This is a genomic window from Nonomuraea sp. NPDC003727, assembly GCF_053586935.1.
Genome location: NZ_JBSFNE010000003.1, coordinates 576,143 through 599,523, shown reverse-complemented (window position 1 = coordinate 599,523; position 23,381 = coordinate 576,143). Strand labels below are relative to the sequence as shown.

The window sequence follows — 23,381 nt, the reverse complement described above, 5'->3', positions numbered from 1 at the left end:
ACAACTGAAGGGCAGCCCGGAGGTTGCCGGGCTGCCCTTCGCAATGATCGGGAGACATCATGGGCCGCTACGTGATCAGGCGCCTGCTCCAGGCGATCCCTGTTCTACTGGGTTCCACATTCCTCATCTTCTGCACCGTCTACGCCCTGCCCGGCGATCCCGTGGCCATCCTGGGCGGTGAACGCCGCATCGACCCCGTGCTCGCGGCGCAGCTGCGTGAGCAGTACGGGCTCAACGATCCGCTGATCGTCCAGTACTGGCACTACATCTCGGGAATCTTCGTCGGCGACTTCGGCGAGACGTTCCAGGGCGTGCAGGTCTCCGACCTGTTCGCCGGAAAGTTCCAGGTCACCATCCAGCTCGCGGTCACCGCCCTCGTCATCGAGGCGATCGTCGGCCTGGGTCTGGGCCTGCTCGCCGCCCTCCGCCGCGGCCGCTGGGAGGACCACGCCATCCTGGCCCTCACGCTGCTGCTGGTGTCGGTCCCCACGCTGGTGAGCGGCTTCGTCCTGCAGCTCATCCTGGGCGTCAAGCTCAAGACCTCGGCGGGCATCGACTTCTTCCCCATCTCCGGCACCGACGCGGGGTGGCGCAGCTTCCTCGTGCCGGGCTTCGTGCTGGCCGGCACGTCGATCGCCTACCTGGTCCGGCTCACCAGGACCAGTCTCATGGAGACCCTGAGGGCCGACTACATCCGTACGGCGGTCGCCAAGGGCATGCCCCGCCGGAGGGTTCTCGGCAGGCACGCGCTGCGCAACTCGCTCATCCCGTTGATCACCTATCTGGGCGCCGACCTCGGCTCGCTGATGGGCGGCGCGGTCATCACCGAGGCCATCTTCAACCTGAACGGGATCGGGCAGCAGCTCTTCCAGTCGGTCGCAAGGCGCGAGAACGCCGTCGTCGTCGGCATCGTCACGGTTCTCGTTCTCGTGTACCTGCTCGCGAACCTCATCGTCGACCTGCTGTACGCCGTCCTAGACCCCAGGATCCGCTATGAGTGACACGAACACCGTCACGGCGCCCAAGGCGCCCTCGCGCAGGAAGCCGAAGGAGAGGAAGCCGGCCAGTCTCTGGTCGGACGCCTGGTACGACCTGCGCAGGAACAAGGTCTTCGTGGCCGGCTCGCTCATCGCGATCGTGCTGGTCCTGATGGCGCTCTTCCCCAGCGTCTTCGCGCCGCAGAACCCCAGCGCCTGCAACCTGGCCGACGCACGCCAGGGCATCAGCTCGGCCCACTGGTTCGGCCTCGACAACCAGGGGTGCGACACCTACGCGCGCGTCATCCACGGCGCGAGGGTCTCGATCCTCGTCGGTGTGCTGACCTCGCTCGTGACCGGCCTGGTGGGCGGCACGCTCGGCCTGATCGCCGGGTTCTACGGCCGCTACGTGGACGTGATCCTCTCCCGCGTGGCCGAGATCTTCTTCGCCATCCCCTCGATCCTCGGCGCGCTGCTGCTGCTGTCGGTCGTCGGCAGGGACAAGGCGGGCGTCTGGACCGTCGTGATCGCGCTGGCGATCCTGGCCTGGCCGATGGTGCTGCGCATCATGCGCGCGGCCGTCATCACCGCCAAGAACCAGGACTACGTCACCGCGGCGCGGGCGCTGGGCGCGAGCCCGTGGCGCATCTCGGTCCGGCACATCCTGCCCAACGCGCTGGCACCGGTCATCGTGGTCTGCACGATGAACCTGGGCGTGTTCATCGCGGGCGAGGCGGCGCTGTCGTTCCTCGGGGTCGGCATCCAGTCGCCCAACATCTCGTGGGGTCTGATGATCGCCGACGCGCGCAACAGGTTCCTCATGGCTCCGGAGCCGCTGATCTTCCCGGCGGTCTTCCTGAGCATCACGGTCCTGAGCTTCGTCATGATCGGCGACGCCGTACGCGACGCACTCGACCCGAAGCTGCGATAGAGAGGGGGGATTCGCGATGAAGAAGAAGTCGGCAATCGACGTGTTGCCAGCCGAGGGAGGGCTGGGCAACGAGCCGCTGCTGGCTGTGGACAACCTCCACGTGGAGTTCCACACCAGGGCGGGCGTCGTCAGGGCGGTCAACGGCGTCAGCTACTCGCTGAGCGCCGGCGAGACGCTGGCCGTCCTCGGAGAGTCGGGGTCGGGCAAGTCCGTGACCGCACAGGCGATCATGGGCATCCTCGACATGCCGCCGGCGAAGATCCCCCAGGGGGAGATCCGCTTCCACGGCACCGACCTGCTGAAGCTGTCGGAGGAGGCCAGGAGCCAGATCCGCGGCGAGCGCATCGCCATGATCTTCCAGGACGCGCTCTCGGCGCTCAACCCGGTCTTCACCGTGGGCTGGCAGATCAGCGAGATGTTCCGCGTGCACCGCGGGATGAGCAAGCGCGACGGCATGAAGAAGGCCGTCGAGCTGATGGACCGGGTGCGCATCCCGGCGGCGAGGCAGCGGGTGAACGACTACCCGCACCAGTTCTCCGGCGGTATGCGCCAGCGCATCATGATCGCGATGTCGATCGCGCTCGACCCCGAGGTGCTGATCGCCGACGAGCCGACCACCGCGCTCGACGTCACCGTGCAGGCCCAGATCATGGAACTCCTGGCGGAGCTCCAGCGCGAGAGCAACATGGGCCTGATCCTGATCACCCACGACCTCGGCGTGGTCGCCGACGTCGCGGACAAGATCTCGGTCATGTACGGCGGGCGGATCGTCGAGAACGCCCCGGTCTACGACATCTACAAGGCTCCCGCGCACCCCTACTCCAAGGGCCTGCTCGACTCGATCCCCAGGGTCGACATGAAGGGCCAGGAGCTGTACGCGATCAAGGGCCTGCCGCCCAACCTGCTCGACATGCCGTCGGGCTGCGCGTTCCACCCCCGGTGCCCCTACCGGCAGGACAACTGCGTGACCGACGCCCCCCCGCTCTACGAGATCAGCGGCGTGCGCGGTAGCGCCTGCCACTACTGGAGGGAGGTCCTCGATGGCAGCCGTGGGTGAGCCGATCCTCGAGGTCCGCGACCTGGTCAAGCACTTCCCGCTGACCCAGGGCATCGTCCTCAAGCGGCAGATCGGCGCGATCAAGGCCGTCGACGGCGTCTCCTTCGACCTGCACAAGGGCGAGACCCTCGGCATCGTCGGCGAGTCGGGCTGCGGCAAGTCGACGCTGGCCAAGCTCCTGATGGCGCTGGAGCGGCCGACGTCGGGCTCGGTCAGGGTGAACGGCAGGGACATCGCCACCGCCAGGGGCGCCGAGCTCAAGCGGATGCGCCGCAACATCCAGATGGTGATGCAGGACCCGTACACCTCGCTGAACCCCCGGATGACCGTCGGCGACATCATCGGCGAGCCGTTCGACATCCACACCGAGGTCGCGCCGAAGGGTGACCGCCGCAGGAAGGTGCAGGAACTGCTCGAGGTGGTCGGCCTCAACCCCGACCACGTCAACCGCTACCCGCACCAGTTCTCCGGCGGCCAGCGGCAGCGCATCGGCATCGCCCGGGGCCTGGCGCTCCAGCCGGAGGTCATCGTCTGCGACGAGCCGGTGTCGGCGCTGGACGTGTCGATCCAGGCGCAGGTCATCAACCTGCTGGAGCGGCTGCAGAACGAGTTCGACCTGGCCTACATCTTCATCGCCCACGACCTGTCGGTGGTGCGCCACATCTCCGACCGGGTCGGGGTGATGTACCTGGGCAAGTTCGTCGAGCTCGGCAAGGACAGCGAGATCTACGACCGGCCCGCGCACCCCTACACGCAGGCGCTGCTGTCGGCCGTGCCGGTGCCCGACCCCGAGGGCAGGGAGCAGCGCGAGCGGATCATCCTGCAGGGTGACCCGCCCTCGCCGGCCAACCCGCCGTCGGGCTGCCGCTTCCGCACCCGCTGCTGGAAGGCGCAGGAGATCTGCGCCGAGCAGGAGCCGCCGCTGCAGATCTGGCCGGGCACGAGCCACGAGAGCGCGTGCCACTTCGCCGAGACGCACGACGTGGTGCACGCGAGCTGAGCCGCGCGTGAGAAGCCCCCCACCCGTCTTCGGGTGGGGGGCTTCTGCTGCTCCCGCCTACTTCATGGCGGCGGGTGCCGCGGTGTCCGTGTCGGTTCAGGCGTCGGTCTCGGCTTCTGTCACGTCGGTCTCGGCGTCGCTGTCGGCATCGGTGGCGGCATCGGCGTCGGCGTCGGTGGCCGTGGCGGCGTCGGCGTCGGTGCCGGCATCGGCGCCCGAGGAGGAACCGGCGCCCGACGAGGAACCGGCGCCCGAGGCGGAATCGGTTTCGGCGTCGGTGGCGGCGTCGGTGTTGGTGTCGGCGTCGGTGGCGGCGTCGGTGTTGGTGTCGGCGTCGGTGGCGGCGTCCCTGTCGGTGTCGGCATCCGTGACGCCGGCGGTGTCGGCGTCGGTGCTGCTGTCGCTGTTGCTGTCGGTCGAGGTGTTGCTGGAGGTGCTGGTGGTTTCGGTGCTCTCGCTGCTGACGCTGTCGCTGGCGGGATCGGGTCCGTAGAAGACCTCCGCCGAAGCGGAGCACACAGGCCCGGTCACCGCGAGTCCAGCCAGAGCGGCAGCGACGATAATGGAACGGATCATTGGTATTTCCCCCTGAAGCAAGGTGCCAGAGCGCCGGATCCGTGACGCTCCGTAGTCACGTTGTTACTTTCCGTGTTCAAGTAGAACATGCCAGGGGCGAAGGGTTCAATCCGGGTCACCTCATAGCGATAACCGCTGAACCATGACCAAACAGTCCTTGGTTCACCGCCATGCCCACCTGGGCGTCCTCGACCTGCCGCGGGCCCGCCGTACGGCGCAGCTGCCAGGTCAGCTCGCAGACCTGGGCGATGGCCTGCGCGGGGATCGCCTCGCCGAAGGAGGCCAACCCCCCCGAAGGGTTCACCGGGACGCGGCCGCCGAGCGCGGTGTCGCCCGCGCGCAGCAGCTTGTCGGCCTCGCCGGGGGCGCACAGGCCGAGGTCCTCCATCCAGTCGAGTTCGAGCGCGGTGGACAGGTCGTAGACCTCGGCGAAGGACAGGTCGCGCGGGCCGATTCCGGCCTCCTCGTAGGCGGCCCCTGCGAGAGCGGCGCGGAACGGGACGCTGTCGCGGACGGGCGGGTCGGTGGCGAAGTCGGGCAGGTCCAGGACGGTCTTGGGGTAGGTGGGCGTGACGGTCGAGACCGCGGCCAGCGTCACCGGACGCGCGGCGCCGATCCTGCGCGCGTAGGCGGCTGAGGCGAGCACGAGCGCCGCGCCGCCGTCGGAGGTGGCGCAGATGTCCATCAGCCGCAGCGGGTCGGCGACCATGGGGGAGGCGAGGACCTCTTCGGCCGTGACCTGCTTGCGGTAGCGGGCGTACGGGTTCAGCGAGCCGGCCAGGGCGTTCTTGACCTTCACCGCGGCGAAGTCGGCCGGCGTCGAGCCGTACAGGGCCATGCGGCGGCGGGCGGACAGGGCGAAGTAGGCGGGATTGGTGGCGCCGAGGAGCCGGAAGCGCAGCCAGTCGGGGTCGTCGGGGCGGTCGCCGCCGACGGGGGTGAAGAAGCCCTTGGGGGCGGCGTCGGCGCCGATGACCATGGCGACCTCGCAGCGGCCCGCCAGGATGGCGGTGCGGGCCAGGTCGAGCGCCTGGGCGCCGGAGGCGCAGGCGGCGTAGCAGGAGGCGATGCGGGCGCCCGACCAGCCGAGCGCGCGGGCGTAGGTGGCGCCCGCGACGAAGCCGGGGTAGCCGTTCCTGATGGTGTCCGCGCCCACGACGTACTGCACGTCGCGCCACGCGACACCGGCGTCGGCCAGGGCGGCTCTGGCGGCGGCCACGCCGTACTCGTGGAAGGGCCTGCCCTGCTTGCCCCACGGGTGCATGCCCGCGCCGATCACGACGACGCTCATCGAGGCGACCCCCACATCCACACCGGGGCGCCGTCGGCGAGCGTGCCCGCGGTCAGCTCCAGCGCCATGCCGACGCTGAGGTCGTCGACCGTCAGGTCCTTCACCTGGCCGAGGACGACGATGCGCTCCTCGTCGAGCTCCACCGCCGCGAGCGTCACCGGCTCGTACGGCTCGGCCGTCACGAACGGCGGCGGCGGCGGGTAGCAGGCGTTGGTGTAGGACCACACGGTGCCGCGCCGGGACAGCCGATGCTCCACGAGCTCCTCGCCCTCGCACCACGGATCGCGGCAGAAGCCGTGGTGCGGGGGGAAGAAGACGGCCTGGCAGGTCGTGCACCGGGTGCCGAGCAGGGCGGTGCCGTCGAACCACGTCATGTGGAGCAGTATCACACAAGCGCTTGCTCGGTACTAGCGGTGCCGCCGCCTGCTGCGCGCCACTGTCCTGACCGCCATCGCGGCGGCCGCCAGCACGAGCGCGGCGATCACCAGCGGCCTGGAGTCGGGGACGGGAGCCGGGGGGCCGCCGCCGAAGTAGGGCAGCGCCCTGGGTGCGGCCGGCGGCTCCCGATCGCTCAGGCGGCGCGCCTCGGCCAGCGCCCGTGCCGCGTCGACCACGCCGTGGCCGTAGGCGCTGCTGTGCCCCCGCCCGCCCGCGCCGCTCTCGATGGCCCGCCGTACCTGCAGCGGCGTGAGCCGCGGGTAGGCGGATCTGATCAGCGCCGCGATGCCCGCCACCATCGCGGCGGCCGAGCTGGTGCCGTCGCCGATCACGTAGGAGCGGGGGCCGTCGGCGCTGACGATCTGCTTGCCGGGCGCGACCACCGACAGGTAGGGCCGGCGGTTGGAGAAGGGCGTCACCCGCAGCTTCCTGTCGACCGCGCCGACCGCGATCACCCCGGGGTAGGCGGCGGGGAAGTTCTTCCTGTTGGGGCCGTCGCCGTCGTTGCCGGCCGACGCGACGAGCACCGCGCCACGCGCCAGCGCGTACTGCACGGCCTCCTCCTCGGCGGCCGAACCCTCCCACGTGCCGCTGCCCCCGCCGAGCGACATGCTGATCACCTGCGCGCCCTGGTCGGCCGCGTAGCGGATGCCTCTGGCCAGCGCGTCCTGGCCGCGGGCCCTGGTGCGCTGGAACTCGCGGCGCGGATCGTCGTTCTCCAGCGTGACCCGCACCGACAGCACGGTCGCCTCGGGCGCGATGCCGATCACCCCGGCGTCCCGGCCCTCGCCGTGGCCGCGGCCGGCGATGAGGCTGGCCATCGCGGTCCCGTGGTGGCCCCAGCGGGCCCCGCTCGCGGCCTGTCCGGTGAGGTCCGGGCCCTTGATCACCGCGCCCGCGAGGTCGGGATGGCGGGCGTCGACGCCGGTGTCCAGCACGGCCACCGTGACGCCGCCACCCCTGGTGACACGCCAGGCCTCCGCCATGCGCAGCGGCGCGAGCTGCCACTGCCGTTCGCGCGCCGTGGCGCCGACCTCGTCGGCGACCGTGGGCGTGCCGATGGTGAGCAGGGCCGCCAGCAGGGCGGCGGCGAAGGCCCGCCTCATCCGGTGAGCCGCCGGTGGAGCGCCGTCGCCAGTTCCCGCGCCATGCCGCGCAGCCGCGGCGGCGCGCCCTGGCCCTTCGTGTACGGCCGGCCGTCGGTGTATCCGGCGGCGGTCATGACCACGTAGCGCGGGCCTGAGACGATCCGGGCGCCGGTGATGTACTGGCGGGTCCCGAACAGTTCGGCGGGCCCGCCGGGCACCGTGTACGGCATGACGGTCGCGGGCCGGGGATCTCCCCGCTCGGCGGGCGGCGCGGGAGCGCCGGTGAGCACGGCGACGCCGGCGGTGGCGACGAAGGTCTGGGTGGTGTCGACGTAGGTGGCGCGAAGGGCGGTGAGGCAGCCGCGCGGTCGGGCGCCGGGATGGAAGGCGCGGGCGCACGGGGCTTCGGGCGCGATGCCGGCCAGGACGTAGGCGGTGCGGGCGCCTGAGGGGGTGGTGCCGGGCAGCCTCGCGGGGAAGACCTCGGAGGCCGGCCATGCCCGCCATCGCTCGGCCACCGGCGGCTCCGCCGGCGCCCAGGTCATGGCGATGATGGGGATGAGGGCGATGGACAGTCGGATCACGTCGGCCTCGAACCGGGAGGAGGGGGACGCTTCGGTGCCGTGCATTCTGGCACGCGCACGATGGTGCAATCCGACGGTTCGGTAAACAGCCCGATACGCGGTGTAACTACCTCTTCTTACTCTTCAACCACATGAGACCGGTTTTGTCGCAGGAGTCAGTGGAGCGCGCACAGCCGGACATGGGCCCCCGGCGGGAGTCCGAGCCGCTGCGCCGCGTCACCCGAGTTGACGGCGAGCGCGATCAACCCCGCCGAGTCCGTGAACGCCACCAGCTCTCCCGGCGGCACCGCCGCGAACGACTCCCGGTAGGGCAGCGACACCTGCCGCCGCCCCAGCCACACCGACAGCGTGTCGCCCACCAGCACCCCGACCGCCGCCAGGTCGTCGGCCGCGATCGACAGCTGGGTGTTGCCGAACCTGTCCACGGAGACGACCTCGCCCTCCACCGCGCCCTCGCGGACGTACGTGACGGGCGACGGCAGCGACACCAGCCGGTCCAGCGGGAGCTCGGGGCCGACCTCCGGCAGCTTGCGTCCCGCGCACAGGTGCGCCGACACGGGCGAGTACACGTCGCGCCCGTGGAAGGTCGGCGAGACGGGGCTGAGGAACAGCTCGGCGTTGGCGACCTCGTAGGCGGCCGTGGCACCTCCGCTGGCGGTGATCGCCCAGGACAGCAGCCCGTTGTCAGGGCCGACGAAGACGCGCGCGCCCGCCTCGACGGCCACGGCGCGGCGCGCGCCGCCCGTGCCGGGATCGACGGTCCCGACGTGGATGCCAGTGGGCAGGTACGGGATGGTCTGGGCGAGGATCGCGGCACCTCTGCGGACGTCCCCCGAAGGCACGAGGTGGCACACGTCGATCACGCGGGCCTGCGGAGCGATCCCCGCTATCACCCCGTGACAGGCGGCCACGTATCCGTCCTCGAGTCCGTAGTCGGTGAGAAGCGTGATGACTGGGCTCACACTTCGCGACTGTACGTCTCCCCAACCGCCGTGAACAGCCGCACTCCGCACATTACGATGGGCCACGGGCCGCGCCGACCGAGGAGGAGACCATGGACACTGCACCGGTCGCCGGCGACGGTGCTGCCAGGAAACCGCCACGCCCCCTGTCCGAGCGCGACCTGCAGATCCTGGCCTTCGAGCGCCAGTGGTGGCGCCACGCGGGTGCCAAGGAGCACGCGATCCGCGACTCCTTCGGCTTCTCCGCCACCCGCTACTACCAATTGCTGGGCGATCTCATCGACAGGCCGGAGGCCATGGAGCACGACCCGATGCTGGTCAAGCGCCTGAGGCGGCTGCGCGCCGCCCGCCAGAGGGAGCGCGCGGCCCGCCGGCTTGGAATGCGCCCCTGACTGCCTGGGTACGGCGAGCCGCGTGATGAGCAATCCAGGAATCCAAGCCATTGTGCGTGATCCGGACGGCGCGGTGATCGGGCTCGACTTCGACGGCACCCTCGCGCCGATCGTGCCCGACCCCCGTGACGCCAGGATCCATCCCGACGCTCCGGCCGTCCTGGTCGAGCTGGGCGGTCTGGTGGGGGCGGTGGTCATCGTGACCGGCCGGCCCGCCGCCACCGTCCTCGAGTACGGCCCGGGGCTGGAGAAGGTCCCAGGGCTGGTCGTGCTCGGTCACTACGGGTTCGAGCGGTGGGAGGGCGGCAGGGTGAGCGCCCCGCCGCCACCGCCCGGTGTCATGCGGGCGAAGGCGGAGCTGCCCCGCATCGTCGACCGCGTCGAGGGCGTCACGATCGAGGACAAGCAGCGGGCGGTGGCCGTGCACACCAGGCGCGCCCCCGATCCGGCCAAGGCGCTGGAGCTGCTGCGCGACCCGCTCGCGAAGCTGGCGGCGGCGCACTCCCTCGTGGTCGAGCCCGGCCGGATGGTGCTCGAGCTGCGGCCACCCGGCATGGACAAGGGCCACGCGCTCGACCTGTTCCTGGCCGAGCGGGTGGCGCGTGCGGTGCTGTTCGCCGGCGACGACCTGGGCGACCTGGCGGCGTTCGGCGCGGTGCGGGCCTCCGGCCTGCCGGGGGTGACGGTGTGCAGCGGCTCGGCCGAGGTGACCGAGCTCGCCGAGCGCGCCGACCTGGTCGTCGACGGGCCCGACGGCGTCGTCGCGCTGCTGGCCGACCTGGTGAAAGCCATCCGCCATTCCGCTGCAACCGGGGCGGACTAGCTTCGCGATCATGCTGATGACACTGGCCGTGACGGCCTCCCTCGCCCTGTCCGGAGCCCCCGCCGGAGCCTCTGCCGGAGCCCCTGCCGGCGCCCTCGCCGGAGCCCCCGCCGGCGCCACGCAGTCGGTGACCTACCGGGGCGCCACGATCACGCTGCCCGCCTCGTGGAAGGTCGAGAAGGCCGACTCCGGCGCCGTCCACGTGATCACCGGGTCCTGCTCCAGGCGCGCCACCGAGTGCCAGGGGTTCTGGCTGATGGGCCCGCAGTACATCCGGTACGCCACCGAGGGAAACCCGTTCCGGGTCGACGAGCCGTACCACCCGAGCAGCGGCGTGATGGAGTGCGTGCGCGACAGGCGCTACTACTCCTCGCCCATGCCGGTCAAGCCGCAGGTGTCGGAGCTCAGGCCGGTCGGTGCCGGGCACAAGGCGTACTACCGGCAGTGGAAGATCACCTGCCACACCCCGAGCGGCAAGCCGACCAGCGTGACCTACCCGCAGCGGATCTGGTACCTGCCCGCGTCGAAGATCCTCGTCGTGGACCAGTGGTCGACGCCGGGGCTGAACGCCGCTCTCACGCGGGCCGTCTGGCGCTGAGCACGCCGGCCGCGGCCAGAGCGGCCAGTACGGGCACCATGAGGAACGCGGTGTGCGTGCCGTACCCGTCGGCGAGGGCGCCGAGCGCGAAGGGCCCGGCGCCCATGGCCAGCCCCGCCCAGACGGGGGCGGCCGCCGCGGCCAGACCGGGGCGGTCGCCGGAGGCGGCGATCACCCCGGCCATCGCCAGCGGGAAGTGCATGGCGGCGCCCAGACCGCTGATCACCAGGCCGGTGTAGGCCACGAGCGGCCTGGTGCCGAGCCAGAACAGCAGCCAGCCGGCTCCGGTCACGGCCAGCGCGCACACCAGCAGGGTCGCGGACGGCAGCAGCAGCGCCAGCCGCGCGCCCGCGAACCTGCCGGCCGCGAGGCCGCCGATGAAGGCGGTCAGCCCCGTGGCCGCGGTCGCCGCGCTCAGCCCCGTACGGCCGGCCAGCAGCTCGGCGCCGAACAGGTTGAAGGAGAACTCGATGGCCACGCAGCAGAACAGCACCGCGCAGGCCACGTGGAAGCGCCAGTTGGGCCGGCCGGTGACCCTGGCCGTGCGCTCCTGCGCCGCCCCCAGCCTGGTCCCGCCCATGGTGAGCGCCAGCAGCCCGGACAGGAGCGGGGTGAGCAGCAGGGCCGCCCGCCAGCCGAGGACCGACTGCGCCGCCAGGCTGACCAGCAGGGTGGCCGCCATGCCGACGACGACGGCGATCGCGTTGGCCTCGCTGATGGCCGCCGGGCCGGTCGGCCCCTGATGGTCGCTGAGGACGGCCATCGCGGTGTAGAGCATGACCGAGCCGAAGCCGCCCGCCAGCGCGAAGCCCGTGAGGGTGCCGGGTAGCGCGGGGACCGCCACGACGGTGACGACGCCCGCGTTCATGCCCGCCAGGCCGATCCAGACCGTGGTGCGCCTGCCGTACCTGCGGGTGAGGAGGGGGATCGCCGCCCCCGCCGCGATGGTGGCGGCGGCCATGGCGGTGCCGTGCAGGGCGCCGACCGTGGCGTAGACACCGAGGTCGGCGCGCAGCAGGGGCAGGGCGGCGCTGAGGCCGTACATGAACGTCGCGAAGACGGCGAGCTGGAGGTAGACGAGCCAGGTGATCCGGTCTCTGGTCAAGCGGTCAGAGGCAGGCAAGTTGTTCGCCGAGCCATCGTCGCGGTGGCAGCGCGGTGGCGGCGGCCTTGAGCCGCGCGCCGCGCCGTACCCGCTCCTCCTCCGGCATCTCCAGGCCCGCGCGCAGTGCCTCGGCGGTCTCGCAGACGTCGTAGGGGTTGATCACGAGCGCGTGCGCGCCGAGCTCGGCGGCGGCGCCCGCCTCGCGTGAGAGCACCAGCGCGCAGCGCGGGGACAGGATGGGGCCCTCCTTGGCGACCAGGTTCATGCCGTCGCGGATGGGGTTGACCAGCAGCACGTCGGCGAGCCGGTAGGCGGCCAGCGAGCGGGGGTAGTCGTCGTTGACGTTGAGGATCAGGGGGTCCCAGTCCTCGGTGGCGTACTCGTCCTCGATCTCCTTGGCGCAGCGTTGCACAGCGGCAGTGTATTCGCGGTATTCAGGCAGGTCGTGGCGGGATGGGTAGGCGAAGGCGAGATGCACCACCCGTCCGTGCCACTCGGGGTGGGCGTCCAGGAACTCCCTGTAGGCCAGCAGGCCGCGGACGATGTTCTTCGACAGCTCCGTGCGGTCGATGCGGACGATCAGCCGCCGGTCGCCGACCTGCTCGCGCAGCGCGGCCATGTGCGACTCGACGTCGGGCTCGCAGGCCCGCCTCCACAGCGACTCGCCGTCGACGCCGAGACCGTGCACGCCGATGCGGGTGGTGCGGCCGTCGTGGGTGACCGACCGGTCGGTGACCTTGGCGCCCAGCAGGCTCCTGCAGCAGTCCATGAACGCCTCGGCCCATCGCTCGGTCAGGAATCCGGCGTGGTCGGCGCCGAGGATGCCCTCGAGCACCTCGCGCCCGACGTCGTCGGGCAGCAGCGAGAAGTACTCCGGCGGCGCCCACGGCGTGTGGCTGAAATGGGCGATGCGCAGGTCGGGCCGCTCGGCGCGGAGCATCGCGGGGGTGAGCGTCAGGTGGTAGTCCTGCACCATCACCTTGGCCCCGTGACTCGCCTCCTCGGCCAGCGCCATCGCGAACGCGCCGTTGTAGTCGCGGTAGGAGTCCCACTCCCGGGTGAACCTCGTGCCGAAGTGGGGGGCGTTGGGGGTGTCGTACAGCAGGTGGTTGACGAACCAGAGGGTCGAGTTGGCCACCGCGTTGTACGCGCGGTGGAAGGTGGCGGGCGGGATGTCCAGCATGCGCAGCTTGCCGGTGTCATAGCCGGCATGGTCGAGTCGGCCGCCGGGAGCCAGCCGTACGGCGCTGCGGTCGCCGTCGGACAGCGCGGCGCACACCCAGAGCACGCCCTCGTCCCTGACGGCTCCGGAAAGCCCCGACACCAGGCCGCCGCCGCCACGCTTCATGGTCAGCTCGCCGTCGTCGGAGAGGGTGAAGGAGACAGGCCCACGGTTGGAAGCCACAAGAACGCTGTTCACAACATCCACCATGACCCCGAACATAGGATCTCGCTATGGCCCTAGATGAGCTAACCGAGGAACTGGCCCGTTCCGCCGCGGGCGGCGACCATCGCGCGCTTGGCGAGCTCCTGAAGCGGATCGAGCCCGACGTGCTGCGCCACTGCGCCCGCATCCTGCCCTACCACCAGGACGCCGAGGAGGCGTGCCAGGACACCCTGCTCGCGGTGGCCCGCAACATCGGGCGTTTCGAGGGCAGGGCCAGGTTCAGCACCTGGCTGCACATCGTGACGGCCAACTGCGCGCGCACCACCTACCGGTCGCTGAAGCGCAGGGCCGCCGAGCAGACCTCGGACGAACTGCCCGTCCAGAAGCCCGACGTGCGCCGGGTGAGCGTCATCGCGGGTTCGCGGCTCGACCTGCTCGACGCCATGGAGGCGCTGGAGGCCGACAAGCCCGACCTGGCGCAGGCGCTGGTGCTGCGCGACATCGTCCAGCTCGACTACAACGAGGTGGCCGAGCAGCTCGGCATCCCGCTCGGCACCGCCAAGTCGCGGATCCACCAGGCGCGCAAGTACGTCCAGGCCGCCCTGGGTGATACGTATCGTCTCAGTTAGTGAGACGGTCGGTCATGTCGTGAGCATGGCCGGGTATGGTGATTCGCATAACTCCATATTGCTCATCCAGAGGGGTGGAGGGACCGGCCCTGCGAAGCCCCGGCAACCCTCCCGGACTGAGCTCGTGAAGTGACGAGGCCGGCCGGGACAGGTGCCAATTCCGGTCTGTGGCCAGGGTGGTCGCAGACGAAGATGAGGGAAGGCCTCGCTTCATGTCGCTTGACTTCGGTCCTGCTGTCGCTCTGTCCTGCCGCGAGTGCGGCGCACGCTACGACCTCGGCCCCAGCTTCGCGTGTCTGGAGTGTTTCGGCCCGCTCGAGGTGGCCTACTCCTTCGGGTCGGTCTCCCGCGCCGACATCGAGGCAGGACCCGCGAACATCTGGCGCTACCGCTCGCTGCTGCCGGTCCCCGTCGACGTGGCCGGCAAGCAGAACATGAACCCCGGCTGGACGAAGCTCGTCCAGGCCACCAACCTCGGCAAGGTCCTGGGCCTGCGCGACCTGTACGTGAAGGACGACTCGGGCAACCCCACCCACTCCTTCAAGGACCGGGTGGTCGCCATCGCCGTCGAGGCGGCGCGCAACTTCGGCTTCCACACGCTGTCGTGCTCCTCCACCGGCAACCTGGCGGGCGCGGTGACCGCGGCCGCCGCCAGGGCCGGGTTCGAGGCGTGCGTCTTCATCCCCGCGGACCTGGAGCAGGCGAAGATCGCCATGGCCCGGGTCTTCGGCGGCAAGCTGGTCGGCATCCAGGGCACCTACGACGAGGTCAACCGCTTCTGCTCCGAGCTCATCGGCGACCCGCTCGGCGACAAGTGGGGCTTCGTCAACGTCAACCTGCGGCCCTACTACGCCGAGGGCTCCAAGACCCTGGCCTACGAGATCGCCGAGCAGCTCGGGTGGCGGCTGCCCGACCAGATCGTCATCCCGGTGGCCTCCGGGTCGCAGCTCACCAAGATCGACAAGGGCTTCAAGGAGCTGATCGCCCTCGGCCTGGTCGAGGACACCCCTTACAAGATCTTCGGGGCCCAGGCGCTCGGCTGCTCGCCGGTGTCCACGGCCTTCAAGGCGGGCCACGACGTGGTCCAGCCGGTCAAGCCGGACACCATCGCCAAGTCGCTGGCCATCGGCAACCCGGCCGACGGGCCGTACGTGCTCGACATCGCGCGCCGTACCGGCGGGGCCGTCGAGGACGTCACCGACGCCGAGGTGGTGTCGGCCATCAAGCTGCTGGCCTCCACGGAGGGCGTCTTCGCCGAGACCGCGGGCGGCGTGACGGTGGGCGTGCTGAAGAAGCTCGTCGAGACGGGTCAGCTCGACCCCGCGCTGACCACCGTGGTGCTCAACACCGGTGACGGGCTCAAGACGCTCGACGCGATCGCGGACGACGCCACGCCCACGGCCGTGATCAGGCCGTCCCTCGACGCGTTCCGCGCGGCTGTCTGAGCTGTCTGTCTGGGCTGTCTGGGCTGTCTGGGCTGTCTGAAAGGAAAGGTACTAGTCATGAGCGTTTCGGTGCGGATCCCCACCATTCTGCGCACGTACACCGGCGGCAGCTCCGAGGTGAGCGGCGAGGGTGCCACCCTTCGCGAGGTGCTGCAGAAGCTCGACGCCGACTACCCGGGTATCGGCGCGCGCATTTTGGATGAATCGGGCAAGATTCGCCGTTTTGTCAACGTTTATGTCGGCGAAGAGGACGTCCGTTTTGTCGACGGCCTCGAGAGCGCCACTCCCGAGGGAGTGCAGATCTCCATCATCCCGGCCGTGGCCGGCGGCTGACCGTATTCCGGCTTCACGGACGCCCGCGAGGATTGCCTCGCGGGCGTTTTCGTGACTTTTGACCGTTTTCTGAGTGGTGTGGCGGCAATCGCGGGCCCTGACTCGGGAGTGGCCCGGTGTGGCGGCGCGGACACCCTTCCGTGGCGGTGTCCTGGCCGAAAGTCGCAGGTTGTCCATGCCAGGTGAGAGGGTTTCTTCATCGGAAGATGGAATATTTGACTAACCTTTAGGCCACTACAAGAATGCCCGTCACGAACACCGAGAACGAGTTTGGCGATTGACTCTGTTGTTCTACGGCATGCCACAGGTATGGTCGAGGGCGATCGTCCGGCTGATTTCCCCATAAGTCGTGGCGATCGCGGATCCCGCGAGTGAATGGGCGGGGTCCGGAGCCCAGTAAGAGGAGTCGGAAGTGGCGCAGGGCACCGTCAAGTGGTTCAACGCGGACAAGGGCTACGGCTTCATCGCGGTAGACGGTGGTAAGGATGTATTCGTCCATTACTCAGCGATCTTGATGGACGGCTATCGGGCACTCGAGCAGGGCCAGCGGGTCGAGTTCGAGATAACCCAGGGCCAGAAGGGTCCCCAGGCGGAATCCGTCAGGACTGTCTGAACCAGAACCATCAAGGCACCGGCAGCTCACACGGCGGCGCAGTCCGTGCGGATCTGTCATGTCCTTTTCGTCGATCCGGGCAGGTCCGGTCCGCGTCAGCCGATCGGGCCTGCCCGTCGTACTCTGGAGCCATGGGGCAGGGGGCGGACGGCTCCGCGTGGCCGCGTGACGAAAGCGGCGATGATCGCGAAGCGTTCTCCGCGACGACCCGCGTGCGGGGTTGACCTGGGCGAAAGCGCGCCTCGCTTGCACTCGGCAGGGTAGAGTGCTAAACAGTTCGTTGGCACTCTGGTTATGAGAGTGCCAGACACTGGGATCGAGACGATGGGGTCCGCCGAATGGAGTCGGGCCCATGCCGTCGCGGGCGTCGGCTCGGTCCGCTGCAAGCCACCCTGCATCTGGGAGGTCTAGCCTTATGGCAGCCAAGATGATCGCGTTTGACGAGGACGCCCGGCGCGGTCTCGAGCGCGGTATGAACCAGCTCGCCGACGCCGTCAAGGTGACCCTCGGCCCCAAGGGCCGCAACGTCGTGCTGGAGAAGAAGTGGGGCGCTCCCACGATCACCAACGATGGTGTCTCCATCGCCAAGGAGATCGAGCTCGAGGACCCGTGGGAGAAGATCGGCGCCGAGCTGGTCAAGGAAGTCGCCAAGAAGACGGACGACGTCGCGGGTGACGGCACCACCACCGCCACCGTGCTCGCCCAGGCGCTGGTACGCGAGGGCCTGCGCAACGTCGCCGCCGGCGCCAACCCGATGTCCCTGAAGAAGGGCATCGAGGCCGCCGTCGAGCGCGTCAGCGAGGAGCTCTCCAAGCTGGCCAAGGACGTGGAGACCAAGGAGCAGATCGCCTCCACCGCCTCCATCTCCGCCGGCGACGCCGAGATCGGCAACCTCATCGCCGAGGCGATGGACAAGGTCGGCAAGGAAGGCGTCATCACCGTCGAGGAGAGCAACACCTTCGGCCTCGAGCTCGAGCTCACCGAGGGTATGCGCTTCGACAAGGGCTACGTCTCCGGTTACTTCGTGACCGACCCCGAGCGCATGGAGGCGGTCCTCGAGGACCCCTACATCCTCATCGTCAACTCCAAGGTCTCGGCCAACAAGGACCTGCTGCCGCTGCTCGACAAGGTCGTGCAGGCCGGCAAGCCGCTGCTGATCATCGCTGAGGACATCGAGGGCGAGGCCCTGGCCACCCTGGTCGTCAACAAGATCCGCGGCCTGTTCAAGTCGGTCGCCGTCAAGGCTCCCGGCTTCGGTGACCGCCGCAAGGCCATGCTGGGCGACATCGCCACCCTGACCGGTGGCCAGGTCGTCTCCGAGGAGGTCGGCCTCAAGCTCGAGTCCGCCACCCTCGACCTGCTCGGCCGCGCCCGCAAGGTCGTCGTCACCAAGGACGAGACCACCATCGTCGACGGCGCCGGTGACCCCGAGCAGATCGCCGGCCGGGTCAACGAGATCCGCGCCGAGATCGAGCGCACCGACTCCGACTACGACCGCGAGAAGCTCCAGGAGCGCCTGGCCAAGCTCGCCGGTGGTGTCGCCGTCATCAAGGCCGGTGCCGCGACCGAGGTCGAGCTCAAGGAGCGCAAGCACCGCATCGAGGACGCCGTCCGCAACGCGAAGGCGGCCGTCGAGGAGGGCATCGTCCCCGGCGGTGGCGTGGCCCTGCTGCAGGCCGGCACCAAGGCGTTCGACAAGCTCGAGCTCCAGGGTGACGAGGCCACCGGTGCGGCGATCGTCCGCAAGGCGCTGGAGGAGCCGCTGAAGCAGATCGCGGTCAACGCCGGCCTCGAGGGCGGCGTCGTGGTCGAGCGCGTGCGCAACCTCACCCCGGGTGAGGGCCTCAACGCCGCGTCCGGCGAGTACGTCAACATGTTCGAGGCGGGCATCCTCGACCCGGCCAAGGTGACGCGGTCGGCGCTGCAGAACGCCGCTTCCATCGCGGCGCTGTTCCTGACCACCGAGGCGGTCATCGCCGAGAAGCCGGAGAAGACCCCGGCTGCTCCGGCGGGCATGCCCGGCGGCGGGGACATGGACTTCTAAGTCCTGCCCAAGCTGAAAGGGGCGGCACCCGTTCGCGGGTGGCGCCCCTTTTCGCATGCGTAGGTGCATGCTTTTCAGCATGCTGACTACGTGGACGACATGACTCGTATCACCGTCACCCTGCCGTCGGAGCAGATGGCCGAACTGAAGAAGCTCACCGACAACGTCTCCGGCTATGTGGCCGAAGCGGTGGCCCGCCAGATGCCCGATCATGTCGACGCCTGTGTGGTGACCGGGTGCGGCTCATCGCCTGCTGAGGCGTTCCGCGAGTCCTCAGGGTGCCCTCTCCGGGACGTGGCGGAGAGGGCGTGAGGGCGGCCGGGGCTGGTCGGGTGGCGCGTCAGGCGGTGGCGAGCTGCGCCGGGAGCGGCTTGGCGTGCAGCACCGTCAGCGAGGTGACCGCGCGGGTGAGCACCACGTACAGCCGGGCCAGACCGCGTGGCTCGGCCTCGACGATGTCCGCCGGCTCCACGACGATGACGTGGTCGTACTCCAGGCCCTTGGCCAGCGTGGCGGGGATGACCAGGAGCCGGTGCTCCTCGGTCGAGTCGGGCCCGAGCAGGGCGTGCGGGACGCCGTCGAGGGAGCGCGACACCGCCTCGGCCATGGCGTCCGGGACGATGACGCCGATCGAGCCCTCCTTGGCGAGCGCGTCACGGACGGCTTCGACCACCTCGCCGCTCTGCCGTACCGTCAGCGAGCCCTGGCCGGGGCGGAGGGAGCGGGGGGCGGCCAGGTCGGGGGCGATGGAGGGCAGCAACCGGGCGGCGTAGTCGAGCACCTCGCGGGGCACGCGGAAGCCGAGGGTGAGCTCGGTGACCTCGCCGGAGTCCTGGCCGAGGTGTCGCAGCACGGTGCTCCACGAACGGGTCGACCACGGCGTGGTGCCCTGGGCGAGGTCGCCGAGGACCGTGGCCGATCCCGTACGGCAGCGCCGCCCGAGCGCCCGCAGCTGCATCTCCGACAGGTCCTGCGCCTCGTCGACGACCAGATGGCCGAGGGAGGGGGTGCGTTCGACGAGGTCGGCGAGCTCGTCGAGCAGCGCGGCGTCGGCGGCCGACCACCTGGCCGACTTCCACGACCGGTACGGCTTGCCCCACAGCAGTGTCCGCTGCTCCTCGGCCGTCAGGTCGGAGCGCGCGGCGGCGGCCAGGAAGTCGGCGTCCGAGAGCAGGCGGAAGAGCACCTGGGCGGGCGTCACCTTGGGCCATACCGCCTCGACCAGCTGCTTGACCGGCTTGGAGCGGGCCACCGCGTCCTGGACCCTGTCGTCGGGGGAGTCGCCGCGCTGCTCCATGCGCACCAGCACCTGGTGTGCCAGCCGCTGGGCGAGGGCGGCGCGGCCGGGGCCGTACCTGGTGGTGCCGCGCAGCGAGGCCACCATCTCGCGCACCTCGTGGTCGGCGACGCGGAAGCGGTAGGCGCCCCTGGTGTAGACGAGGCCCTCGGTGGGCTTGACGATGTGCAGCCAGAGCGCGCGCTCGAGCACCTTGGCCATGCGGGCGTCGCCCTTGACGGCGGCCACGAGCGGGTCTTCGGGGGTGTCGTGGTCGCCGAGGAGCTCGGCGACCGTGGTCTGGTCGACCTTGACCTCGCCGAGGGCGGGCAGCACCGAGGAGATGTAGGACAGGAAGGCCTTGTTCGGGCCGACGATCATGACGCCGGCCCTGCCGAGCTTCTCGCGGTGGGTGAACAGCAGGTAGGCGGCCCGGTGCAGGCCGACGGCGGTCTTGCCGGTGCCGGGGGCACCCTGGACGCAGACGGTCTGGGTCAGCGCGGCGCGGACGATCTCGTCCTGGTCGGGCTGGATGGTGGCCACGATGTCGCGCATGGGGCCGGTGCGCGGGCGCTCGATCTCCTCGGTGAGGATCTTCGAGGTGCCGAGCTCGGCGCCGTCTTCGAGGTGCTCGTCCTCGAAGGCGGTCAGGTCGCCGCCGTGGTAGCCGAAGCGGCGGCGCCGTACGACGCCCATCGGGTCGGCGGGGCTGGCCTGGTAGAAGGCGCCCGAGACGGGGGCGCGCCAGTCGATCACCAGGGGGCGGCTGGTGCCGTCGTGGACGTGGCGGCGGCCGACGTAGATGACGCCGGGGAGGTCGTCGTGGTCCTCCCGGTCGAGCCTGCCGAAGAACAGGGGGGTGTCCGGATGGTCGGCGAGCGCCGCGACGCGCTGGTCGAGCAGGGACTGCAGGATCTGCTGCGAGACCCAGTCGCCCGCCGCGTCGGCGGACAGCGACTGGGCGTGCTCGCGCATCGCTCGCAGCGCCGCGCGGGACTCGGCCAGATGGGCGCGCTCGGCGGCGAGCACGTCGGTGGGTATGTCGGGAGCCAACTGGTTTCCGGGCATGCGAAAGCGCCTCCCCATTCGATAACGGAGGTGGTAGACAAGGCAGCGAACCGTTGAGCTTACCCCCGGGCTCGGGAGCTTCCAATCGATTAATCAGGAGGCAGCGTGAGGATCTCCCCAGTCATTCCGACGGTCGCCAGCCTCCTGCTGGCGGCGTTGTGGGGATTGTCGGTGTATGCCGGGTGGGGGCTGGAGGCGTTCTGCACCGACGGTGAGACCTCCGCGGCGTGTGCCGACCGTCTCGACAGCGCCTCGATGCTGTCGGGGCTGTTCGCGGTGGTCGCGGCGGTCATGACCGTCGGCGCGTGGCTGTTCCCCGCGCGTTTCGCCGTACTGATCGGCGGCGCGCTGCTCGCCTGGGTGGTCGCCGAGGGTGTGCTCTTCGTCGGCGGGATGCTGGCCCGGTAATCCCTCCCCAAAAACCGAAAAATCCGGGCATCTGCGGTGGATTCGACGGATCATGGGGGTATGTCGCATCGCGATAGCAGTCGCCGGTGAGGGGGTGGCCCGATGTTGAAGGCCCGCGGGGTTTCGTGGACCTAGCTCCAGGTGTGGACGGCTCGCGCGACGGTCATCGCGCGAGCCTTTTCACTGGTGGAGACCTTTACTGGTGGACGTCGTCGGCGTCGATGATCTGGTAGGCGTAGCCCTGCTCGGCCAGGAAGCGCTGGCGATGCGCGGCGAACTCCTGGTCGACCGTGTCGCGGCTGACCACCGTGTAGAAGCGCGCGCCGCCGCCGTCGGCCTTCGGCCGCAGCACCCTGCCGAGCCGCTGCGCCTCCTCCTGCCGTGACCCGAAGGTGCCCGACACCTGGATGGCGACGGCCGCCTCCGGCAGGTCGATGGAGAAGTTGGCCACCTTGGAGACCACCAGCACCTGGAGCTCCTTGTCGCGGAAGGCCTGGAACAGCCGCTCCCGCTCCTTGATCGGCGTCTCGCCCTTGATGACCGGCGCGCCGAGGTGCTCGGCGAGCTCGTCGAGCTGGTCGATGTACTGGCCGATGACCAGCACCTGCTCGCCGAGGTGGCGGCGGACCAGCGCCTCGGTCACCCGCGTCTTGGACGGCGTGGTCGCGGCGAACCGGTAACGCTCCTCGGCCTCCGCCATCGCGTAGGCCAGGCGTTCCTCGTCCGACAGTGTGACCCGGACCTCGACGCAGTCGGCGGGCGCGATCCAGCCCTGGTTCTCCATCTCCTTCCACGGCGCGTCGTAGCGCTTGGGGCCGATGAGGGAGAACACGTCGCCCTCCCTGCCGTCCTCGCGCACCAGCGTCGCGGTGAGCCCGACGCGGCGCCGGGCCTGAAGGTCGGCGGTCATCCTGAAGATCGGCGCCGGCAGCAGGTGCACCTCGTCGTAGACGATCAGGCCCCAGTCGCGCGCGTCGAACAGCTCCAGGTGGGCGTAGACGCCCTTCCGCCTGGTCGTCATCACCTGGTAGGTGGCGATGGTGACCGGGCGGATCTCCTTCTTGCTGCCGGAGTACTCGCCGATCTCGTCCTCGGTCAGCGAGGTGCGCCGCAGCAGCTCCTGCTTCCACTGGTGGGCCGAGACGGTGTTGGTGACCAGGATCAGCGTCGTGGCCTCGGCGTGGGCCATCGCGGCCGCGCCGACGATCGTCTTGCCGGCGCCGCAGGGCAGCACGACCACGCCCGAGCCGCCGTGCCAGAACGCGTCGGCGGCCTCCTGCTGGTAGGGGCGCAGCGCCCAGCCGTCCTGCCGCAGCTTGATCGGGTGGCTCTCGCCGTCGACGTAGCCGGCCAGGTCCTCGGCCGGCCAGCCGAGCTTGAGCAGCGCCTGCTTGATGTTGCCGCGCTCGCTCGGGTGGACGGCGACCGAGTCCTGGCCGATGCGCTCGCCCAGCATCGGCTGGATCTTCTTCGAGCGCAGCACCTCCTCGAGGACCGCGCGGTCGGTCGAGGCCAGCACCAGGCCGTGGGCGGGGTCCTTCTCCAGGCGCAGCCTGCCGTAGCGGGCCATCGTCTCGGCCACGTCGACCAGCAGCGCGTGGGGCACCGGATAGCGGCTGAACCCGATGAGGGCGTCGACGACCTGCTCGGCGTCGTGGCCGGCGGCCCGCGCGTTCCACAGGGCCAGCGGGGTGACGCGGTAGGTGTGGACGTGCTCGGGCGCGCGCTCCAACTCGGCGAACGGCGCGATGGCCTTGCGACACTCGTCGGCCCGCTCGTGGTCGACCTCGAGCAGCAGGGTCTTGTCGGATTGCACGATCAGTGGGCCGTCGTTCACAGGCATCTCTCCGGGGTCGGTACGGCTACCGCATATCCAACACCCGGAGACCGGCGGTTAGTCCAGGTTCCCGGATACTCCCAGCGCGATGATCACGCCGAATCCCACGACGACCAGCGCGACGTTGATGCCGATGCTGATCCATGTCCATTTGAGCAGGTTGCGTGCCTTGTCGGGCATGGTGTCGACCTGTCCGAGCGCGATGCCCGACATGATCGCGCCGGCGATGCCGCCGGGGGTGATGTAGCAGCTGAGCGCGAGCACGATGCTGATGACGAGCGCCACGATCGCGTGCGTGCGCGGGCCCTGCTGGGGCGGCGGGTAGCCGTAACCGTAGCCGGGCTGCTGGCCGTACGGCGGGCCGTAGGGGTTCTGCTGGCTGTTGTAGGGCGAGCCGTACGGCTGCTGCTGGCCGTAGGGCTGCTCCTGGCCGTAGGGACCCTGCTCGCCCGAACTGTCGTAACCGCTGCTCACTGTGTCACCTTCTCGCTCACCGGCAAGGTCAACAGATATCACGAA

At 70.2% G+C, this 23,381-nt stretch carries 25 protein-coding genes and 1 riboswitch; of the genes, 14 read left to right on the top strand and 11 right to left on the bottom strand.

The genetic code is table 11. The features are described from left to right. Nucleotides 1-59: 59 nt before the first annotated feature. The 4 genes from ACWDLG_RS11530 to ACWDLG_RS11515 are packed head-to-tail and all read left to right on the top strand — an operon-like array spanning nt 60 to nt 3,965. Nucleotides 60-1,001, top strand: coding sequence for an ABC transporter permease (locus ACWDLG_RS11530; RefSeq protein ID WP_449918596.1), 942 nt, complete (start codon nt 60-62; stop codon nt 999-1,001). Next, on the top strand, nt 994-1,908 hold the full coding sequence (locus ACWDLG_RS11525; RefSeq protein WP_449918594.1) for an ABC transporter permease: 915 nt from the start codon (nt 994-996) through the stop codon (nt 1,906-1,908). The genes ACWDLG_RS11530 and ACWDLG_RS11525 overlap by 8 nt, the downstream gene beginning before the upstream one ends. 16 nt (nt 1,909-1,924) lie before the next feature. Then, complete coding sequence (locus ACWDLG_RS11520; RefSeq protein WP_354914231.1) at nt 1,925-2,965, top strand: ABC transporter ATP-binding protein; 1,041 nt, start codon at nt 1,925-1,927, stop codon at nt 2,963-2,965. After that, the gene (locus tag ACWDLG_RS11515; protein ID WP_449918590.1) at nt 2,949-3,965 is read left to right on the top strand and encodes an ABC transporter ATP-binding protein; all 1,017 of its coding nucleotides are present in this window, start codon (nt 2,949-2,951) and stop codon (nt 3,963-3,965) included. The genes ACWDLG_RS11520 and ACWDLG_RS11515 overlap by 17 nt, the downstream gene beginning before the upstream one ends. Nucleotides 3,966-4,061: 96 nt before the next feature. On the opposite strand, the gene ACWDLG_RS11510 is transcribed toward ACWDLG_RS11515, so the two are convergent. The 6 genes from ACWDLG_RS11510 to ACWDLG_RS11485 all read right to left on the bottom strand — a co-directional run bounded on the left by ACWDLG_RS11510 (nt 4,062) and on the right by ACWDLG_RS11485 (nt 8,904). Beyond that, on the bottom strand, nt 4,062-4,562 hold the full coding sequence (locus ACWDLG_RS11510) for a hypothetical protein (protein WP_449918588.1): 501 nt from the start codon (nt 4,560-4,562) through the stop codon (nt 4,062-4,064). Between the two features lie 94 nt (nt 4,563-4,656). Next, nucleotides 4,657-5,832, bottom strand: a complete 1,176-nt coding sequence (locus tag ACWDLG_RS11505; protein WP_449918585.1) for a lipid-transfer protein — start codon at nt 5,830-5,832, stop codon at nt 4,657-4,659. Further along, nucleotides 5,829-6,206: a Zn-ribbon domain-containing OB-fold protein gene (locus ACWDLG_RS11500; RefSeq protein WP_354914239.1), complete on the bottom strand. Its 378-nt coding sequence runs from the start codon at nt 6,204-6,206 to the stop codon at nt 5,829-5,831. The genes ACWDLG_RS11505 and ACWDLG_RS11500 overlap by 4 nt, the downstream gene beginning before the upstream one ends. A gap of 33 nt (nt 6,207-6,239) precedes the next feature. Further along, nucleotides 6,240-7,376: a S8 family serine peptidase gene (locus ACWDLG_RS11495; RefSeq protein WP_449918582.1), complete on the bottom strand. Its 1,137-nt coding sequence runs from the start codon at nt 7,374-7,376 to the stop codon at nt 6,240-6,242. Next, nucleotides 7,373-7,987 carry a hypothetical protein gene (locus ACWDLG_RS11490; RefSeq protein ID WP_449918580.1) on the bottom strand — a complete coding sequence of 205 codons (615 nt, stop codon included), beginning with the start codon at nt 7,985-7,987 and terminating at the stop codon, nt 7,373-7,375. Before ACWDLG_RS11490 ends, ACWDLG_RS11495 begins: the two co-directional genes overlap by 4 nt. Before the next feature lie 110 nt (nt 7,988-8,097). Continuing rightward, nucleotides 8,098-8,904: an SAM hydrolase/SAM-dependent halogenase family protein gene (locus tag ACWDLG_RS11485; protein WP_354914245.1), complete on the bottom strand. Its 807-nt coding sequence runs from the start codon at nt 8,902-8,904 to the stop codon at nt 8,098-8,100. 92 nt (nt 8,905-8,996) lie between these two features. Between ACWDLG_RS11485 and ACWDLG_RS11480 the strand changes: the two genes are divergently transcribed. Genes ACWDLG_RS11480 through ACWDLG_RS11470 form a run of 3 tightly spaced genes read left to right on the top strand, consistent with a single transcriptional unit; the run spans nt 8,997 to nt 10,717 of the window. Beyond that, entirely contained in the window at nt 8,997-9,296 is a 300-nt protein-coding gene (locus ACWDLG_RS11480; protein ID WP_449918577.1) for a DUF3263 domain-containing protein, read from the top strand. A 25-nt stretch (nt 9,297-9,321) separates the two neighbouring features. Then, a complete protein-coding gene (otsB, locus tag ACWDLG_RS11475) occupies nt 9,322-10,119 on the top strand; it encodes a trehalose-phosphatase (RefSeq protein ID WP_449918574.1) in 798 nt (265 codons plus the stop codon). Between the two features lie 10 nt (nt 10,120-10,129). After that, a complete protein-coding gene (locus tag ACWDLG_RS11470) occupies nt 10,130-10,717 on the top strand; it encodes a hypothetical protein (protein ID WP_449918571.1) in 588 nt (195 codons plus the stop codon). On the opposite strand, the gene ACWDLG_RS11465 is transcribed toward ACWDLG_RS11470, so the two are convergent. Together ACWDLG_RS11465 and ACWDLG_RS11460 are read right to left on the bottom strand one after the other, a co-directional pair. Beyond that, nucleotides 10,695-11,822, bottom strand: coding sequence for an MFS transporter (locus ACWDLG_RS11465; protein ID WP_449918569.1), 1,128 nt, complete (start codon nt 11,820-11,822; stop codon nt 10,695-10,697). The genes ACWDLG_RS11470 and ACWDLG_RS11465 overlap by 23 nt on opposite strands. Nucleotides 11,823-11,826: 4 nt before the next feature. Further along, a complete protein-coding gene (locus ACWDLG_RS11460; RefSeq protein WP_449918566.1) occupies nt 11,827-13,254 on the bottom strand; it encodes an alpha,alpha-trehalose-phosphate synthase (UDP-forming) in 1,428 nt (475 codons plus the stop codon). A 23-nt stretch (nt 13,255-13,277) separates the two neighbouring features. Here ACWDLG_RS11460 and ACWDLG_RS11455 point away from each other — a divergent pair, with 23 nt between their 5' ends. The 6 genes from ACWDLG_RS11455 to ACWDLG_RS11430 all read left to right on the top strand — a co-directional run bounded on the left by ACWDLG_RS11455 (nt 13,278) and on the right by ACWDLG_RS11430 (nt 18,585). Further along, entirely contained in the window at nt 13,278-13,838 is a 561-nt protein-coding gene (locus ACWDLG_RS11455; protein ID WP_354914257.1) for an RNA polymerase sigma factor, read from the top strand. A 59-nt stretch (nt 13,839-13,897) separates the two neighbouring features. Continuing rightward, nucleotides 13,898-14,037, top strand: a riboswitch (SAM riboswitch). Between the two features lie 13 nt (nt 14,038-14,050). Further along, complete coding sequence (gene thrC / locus ACWDLG_RS11450; RefSeq protein WP_449918562.1) at nt 14,051-15,283, top strand: threonine synthase; 1,233 nt, start codon at nt 14,051-14,053, stop codon at nt 15,281-15,283. Nucleotides 15,284-15,340: 57 nt separating this feature from the next. Next, on the top strand, nt 15,341-15,616 hold the full coding sequence (locus tag ACWDLG_RS11445; protein ID WP_354914261.1) for a MoaD/ThiS family protein: 276 nt from the start codon (nt 15,341-15,343) through the stop codon (nt 15,614-15,616). A gap of 412 nt (nt 15,617-16,028) precedes the next feature. Further along, complete coding sequence (locus tag ACWDLG_RS11440; RefSeq protein ID WP_055507665.1) at nt 16,029-16,229, top strand: cold-shock protein; 201 nt, start codon at nt 16,029-16,031, stop codon at nt 16,227-16,229. 415 nt (nt 16,230-16,644) lie between these two features. After that, nucleotides 16,645-18,273 carry a chaperonin GroEL gene (groL, locus tag ACWDLG_RS11435; RefSeq protein WP_354914264.1) on the top strand — a complete coding sequence of 543 codons (1,629 nt, stop codon included), beginning with the start codon at nt 16,645-16,647 and terminating at the stop codon, nt 18,271-18,273. A 99-nt stretch (nt 18,274-18,372) separates the two neighbouring features. Continuing rightward, a complete protein-coding gene (locus ACWDLG_RS11430) occupies nt 18,373-18,585 on the top strand; it encodes a hypothetical protein (RefSeq protein ID WP_449918665.1) in 213 nt (70 codons plus the stop codon). A 28-nt stretch (nt 18,586-18,613) separates the two neighbouring features. Here the strand turns inward: ACWDLG_RS11430 and ACWDLG_RS11425 are convergent, their stop codons facing one another. Continuing rightward, nucleotides 18,614-20,617, bottom strand: a complete 2,004-nt coding sequence (locus ACWDLG_RS11425) for a HelD family protein (RefSeq protein WP_449918556.1) — start codon at nt 20,615-20,617, stop codon at nt 18,614-18,616. Nucleotides 20,618-20,722: 105 nt separating this feature from the next. On the opposite strand from ACWDLG_RS11425, the gene ACWDLG_RS11420 reads away from it, so the two are divergent. Further along, a complete protein-coding gene (locus ACWDLG_RS11420) occupies nt 20,723-21,025 on the top strand; it encodes a hypothetical protein (RefSeq protein ID WP_354914272.1) in 303 nt (100 codons plus the stop codon). 196 nt (nt 21,026-21,221) lie between these two features. Here ACWDLG_RS11420 and ACWDLG_RS11415 read toward each other — a convergent pair whose 3' ends face one another. Both ACWDLG_RS11415 and ACWDLG_RS11410 read right to left on the bottom strand, forming a co-directional pair. Next, on the bottom strand, nt 21,222-22,868 hold the full coding sequence (locus tag ACWDLG_RS11415) for a DNA repair helicase XPB (protein ID WP_449918552.1): 1,647 nt from the start codon (nt 22,866-22,868) through the stop codon (nt 21,222-21,224). A gap of 51 nt (nt 22,869-22,919) precedes the next feature. Further along, nucleotides 22,920-23,336, bottom strand: a complete 417-nt coding sequence (locus tag ACWDLG_RS11410; protein ID WP_449918549.1) for a hypothetical protein — start codon at nt 23,334-23,336, stop codon at nt 22,920-22,922. Nucleotides 23,337-23,381: the final 45 nt, after the last annotated feature.

Bases quoted from the DNA above. Each gene is read 5' to 3' on its own strand.
- ACWDLG_RS11445 (WP_354914261.1), top strand. From the start codon at position 15,341: ATGAGCGTTTCGGTGCGGATCCCCACCATTCTGCGCACGTACACCGGC.
- ACWDLG_RS11415 (WP_449918552.1), bottom strand. From the start codon at position 22,868: ATGCCTGTGAACGACGGCCCACTGATCGTGCAATCCGACAAGACCCTG.
- ACWDLG_RS11425 (WP_449918556.1), bottom strand. From the start codon at position 20,617: ATGCCCGGAAACCAGTTGGCTCCCGACATACCCACCGACGTGCTCGCC.
- thrC (WP_449918562.1), top strand. From the start codon at position 14,051: ATGTCGCTTGACTTCGGTCCTGCTGTCGCTCTGTCCTGCCGCGAGTGC.
- ACWDLG_RS11525 (WP_449918594.1), top strand. From the start codon at position 994: ATGAGTGACACGAACACCGTCACGGCGCCCAAGGCGCCCTCGCGCAGG.
- ACWDLG_RS11460 (WP_449918566.1), bottom strand. From the start codon at position 13,254: ATGGTGGATGTTGTGAACAGCGTTCTTGTGGCTTCCAACCGTGGGCCT.
- ACWDLG_RS11470 (WP_449918571.1), top strand. From the start codon at position 10,130: ATGCTGATGACACTGGCCGTGACGGCCTCCCTCGCCCTGTCCGGAGCC.
- ACWDLG_RS11455 (WP_354914257.1), top strand. From the start codon at position 13,278: ATGGCCCTAGATGAGCTAACCGAGGAACTGGCCCGTTCCGCCGCGGGC.
- ACWDLG_RS11515 (WP_449918590.1), top strand. From the start codon at position 2,949: ATGGCAGCCGTGGGTGAGCCGATCCTCGAGGTCCGCGACCTGGTCAAG.
- otsB (WP_449918574.1), top strand. From the start codon at position 9,322: ATGAGCAATCCAGGAATCCAAGCCATTGTGCGTGATCCGGACGGCGCG.
- ACWDLG_RS11495 (WP_449918582.1), bottom strand. From the start codon at position 7,376: ATGAGGCGGGCCTTCGCCGCCGCCCTGCTGGCGGCCCTGCTCACCATC.
- ACWDLG_RS11505 (WP_449918585.1), bottom strand. From the start codon at position 5,832: ATGAGCGTCGTCGTGATCGGCGCGGGCATGCACCCGTGGGGCAAGCAG.
- ACWDLG_RS11530 (WP_449918596.1), top strand. From the start codon at position 60: ATGGGCCGCTACGTGATCAGGCGCCTGCTCCAGGCGATCCCTGTTCTA.
- ACWDLG_RS11520 (WP_354914231.1), top strand. From the start codon at position 1,925: ATGAAGAAGAAGTCGGCAATCGACGTGTTGCCAGCCGAGGGAGGGCTG.
- ACWDLG_RS11490 (WP_449918580.1), bottom strand. From the start codon at position 7,987: ATGCACGGCACCGAAGCGTCCCCCTCCTCCCGGTTCGAGGCCGACGTG.
- groL (WP_354914264.1), top strand. From the start codon at position 16,645: ATGGCAGCCAAGATGATCGCGTTTGACGAGGACGCCCGGCGCGGTCTC.
- ACWDLG_RS11480 (WP_449918577.1), top strand. From the start codon at position 8,997: ATGGACACTGCACCGGTCGCCGGCGACGGTGCTGCCAGGAAACCGCCA.
- ACWDLG_RS11430 (WP_449918665.1), top strand. From the start codon at position 18,373: ATGACTCGTATCACCGTCACCCTGCCGTCGGAGCAGATGGCCGAACTG.
- ACWDLG_RS11500 (WP_354914239.1), bottom strand. From the start codon at position 6,206: ATGACGTGGTTCGACGGCACCGCCCTGCTCGGCACCCGGTGCACGACC.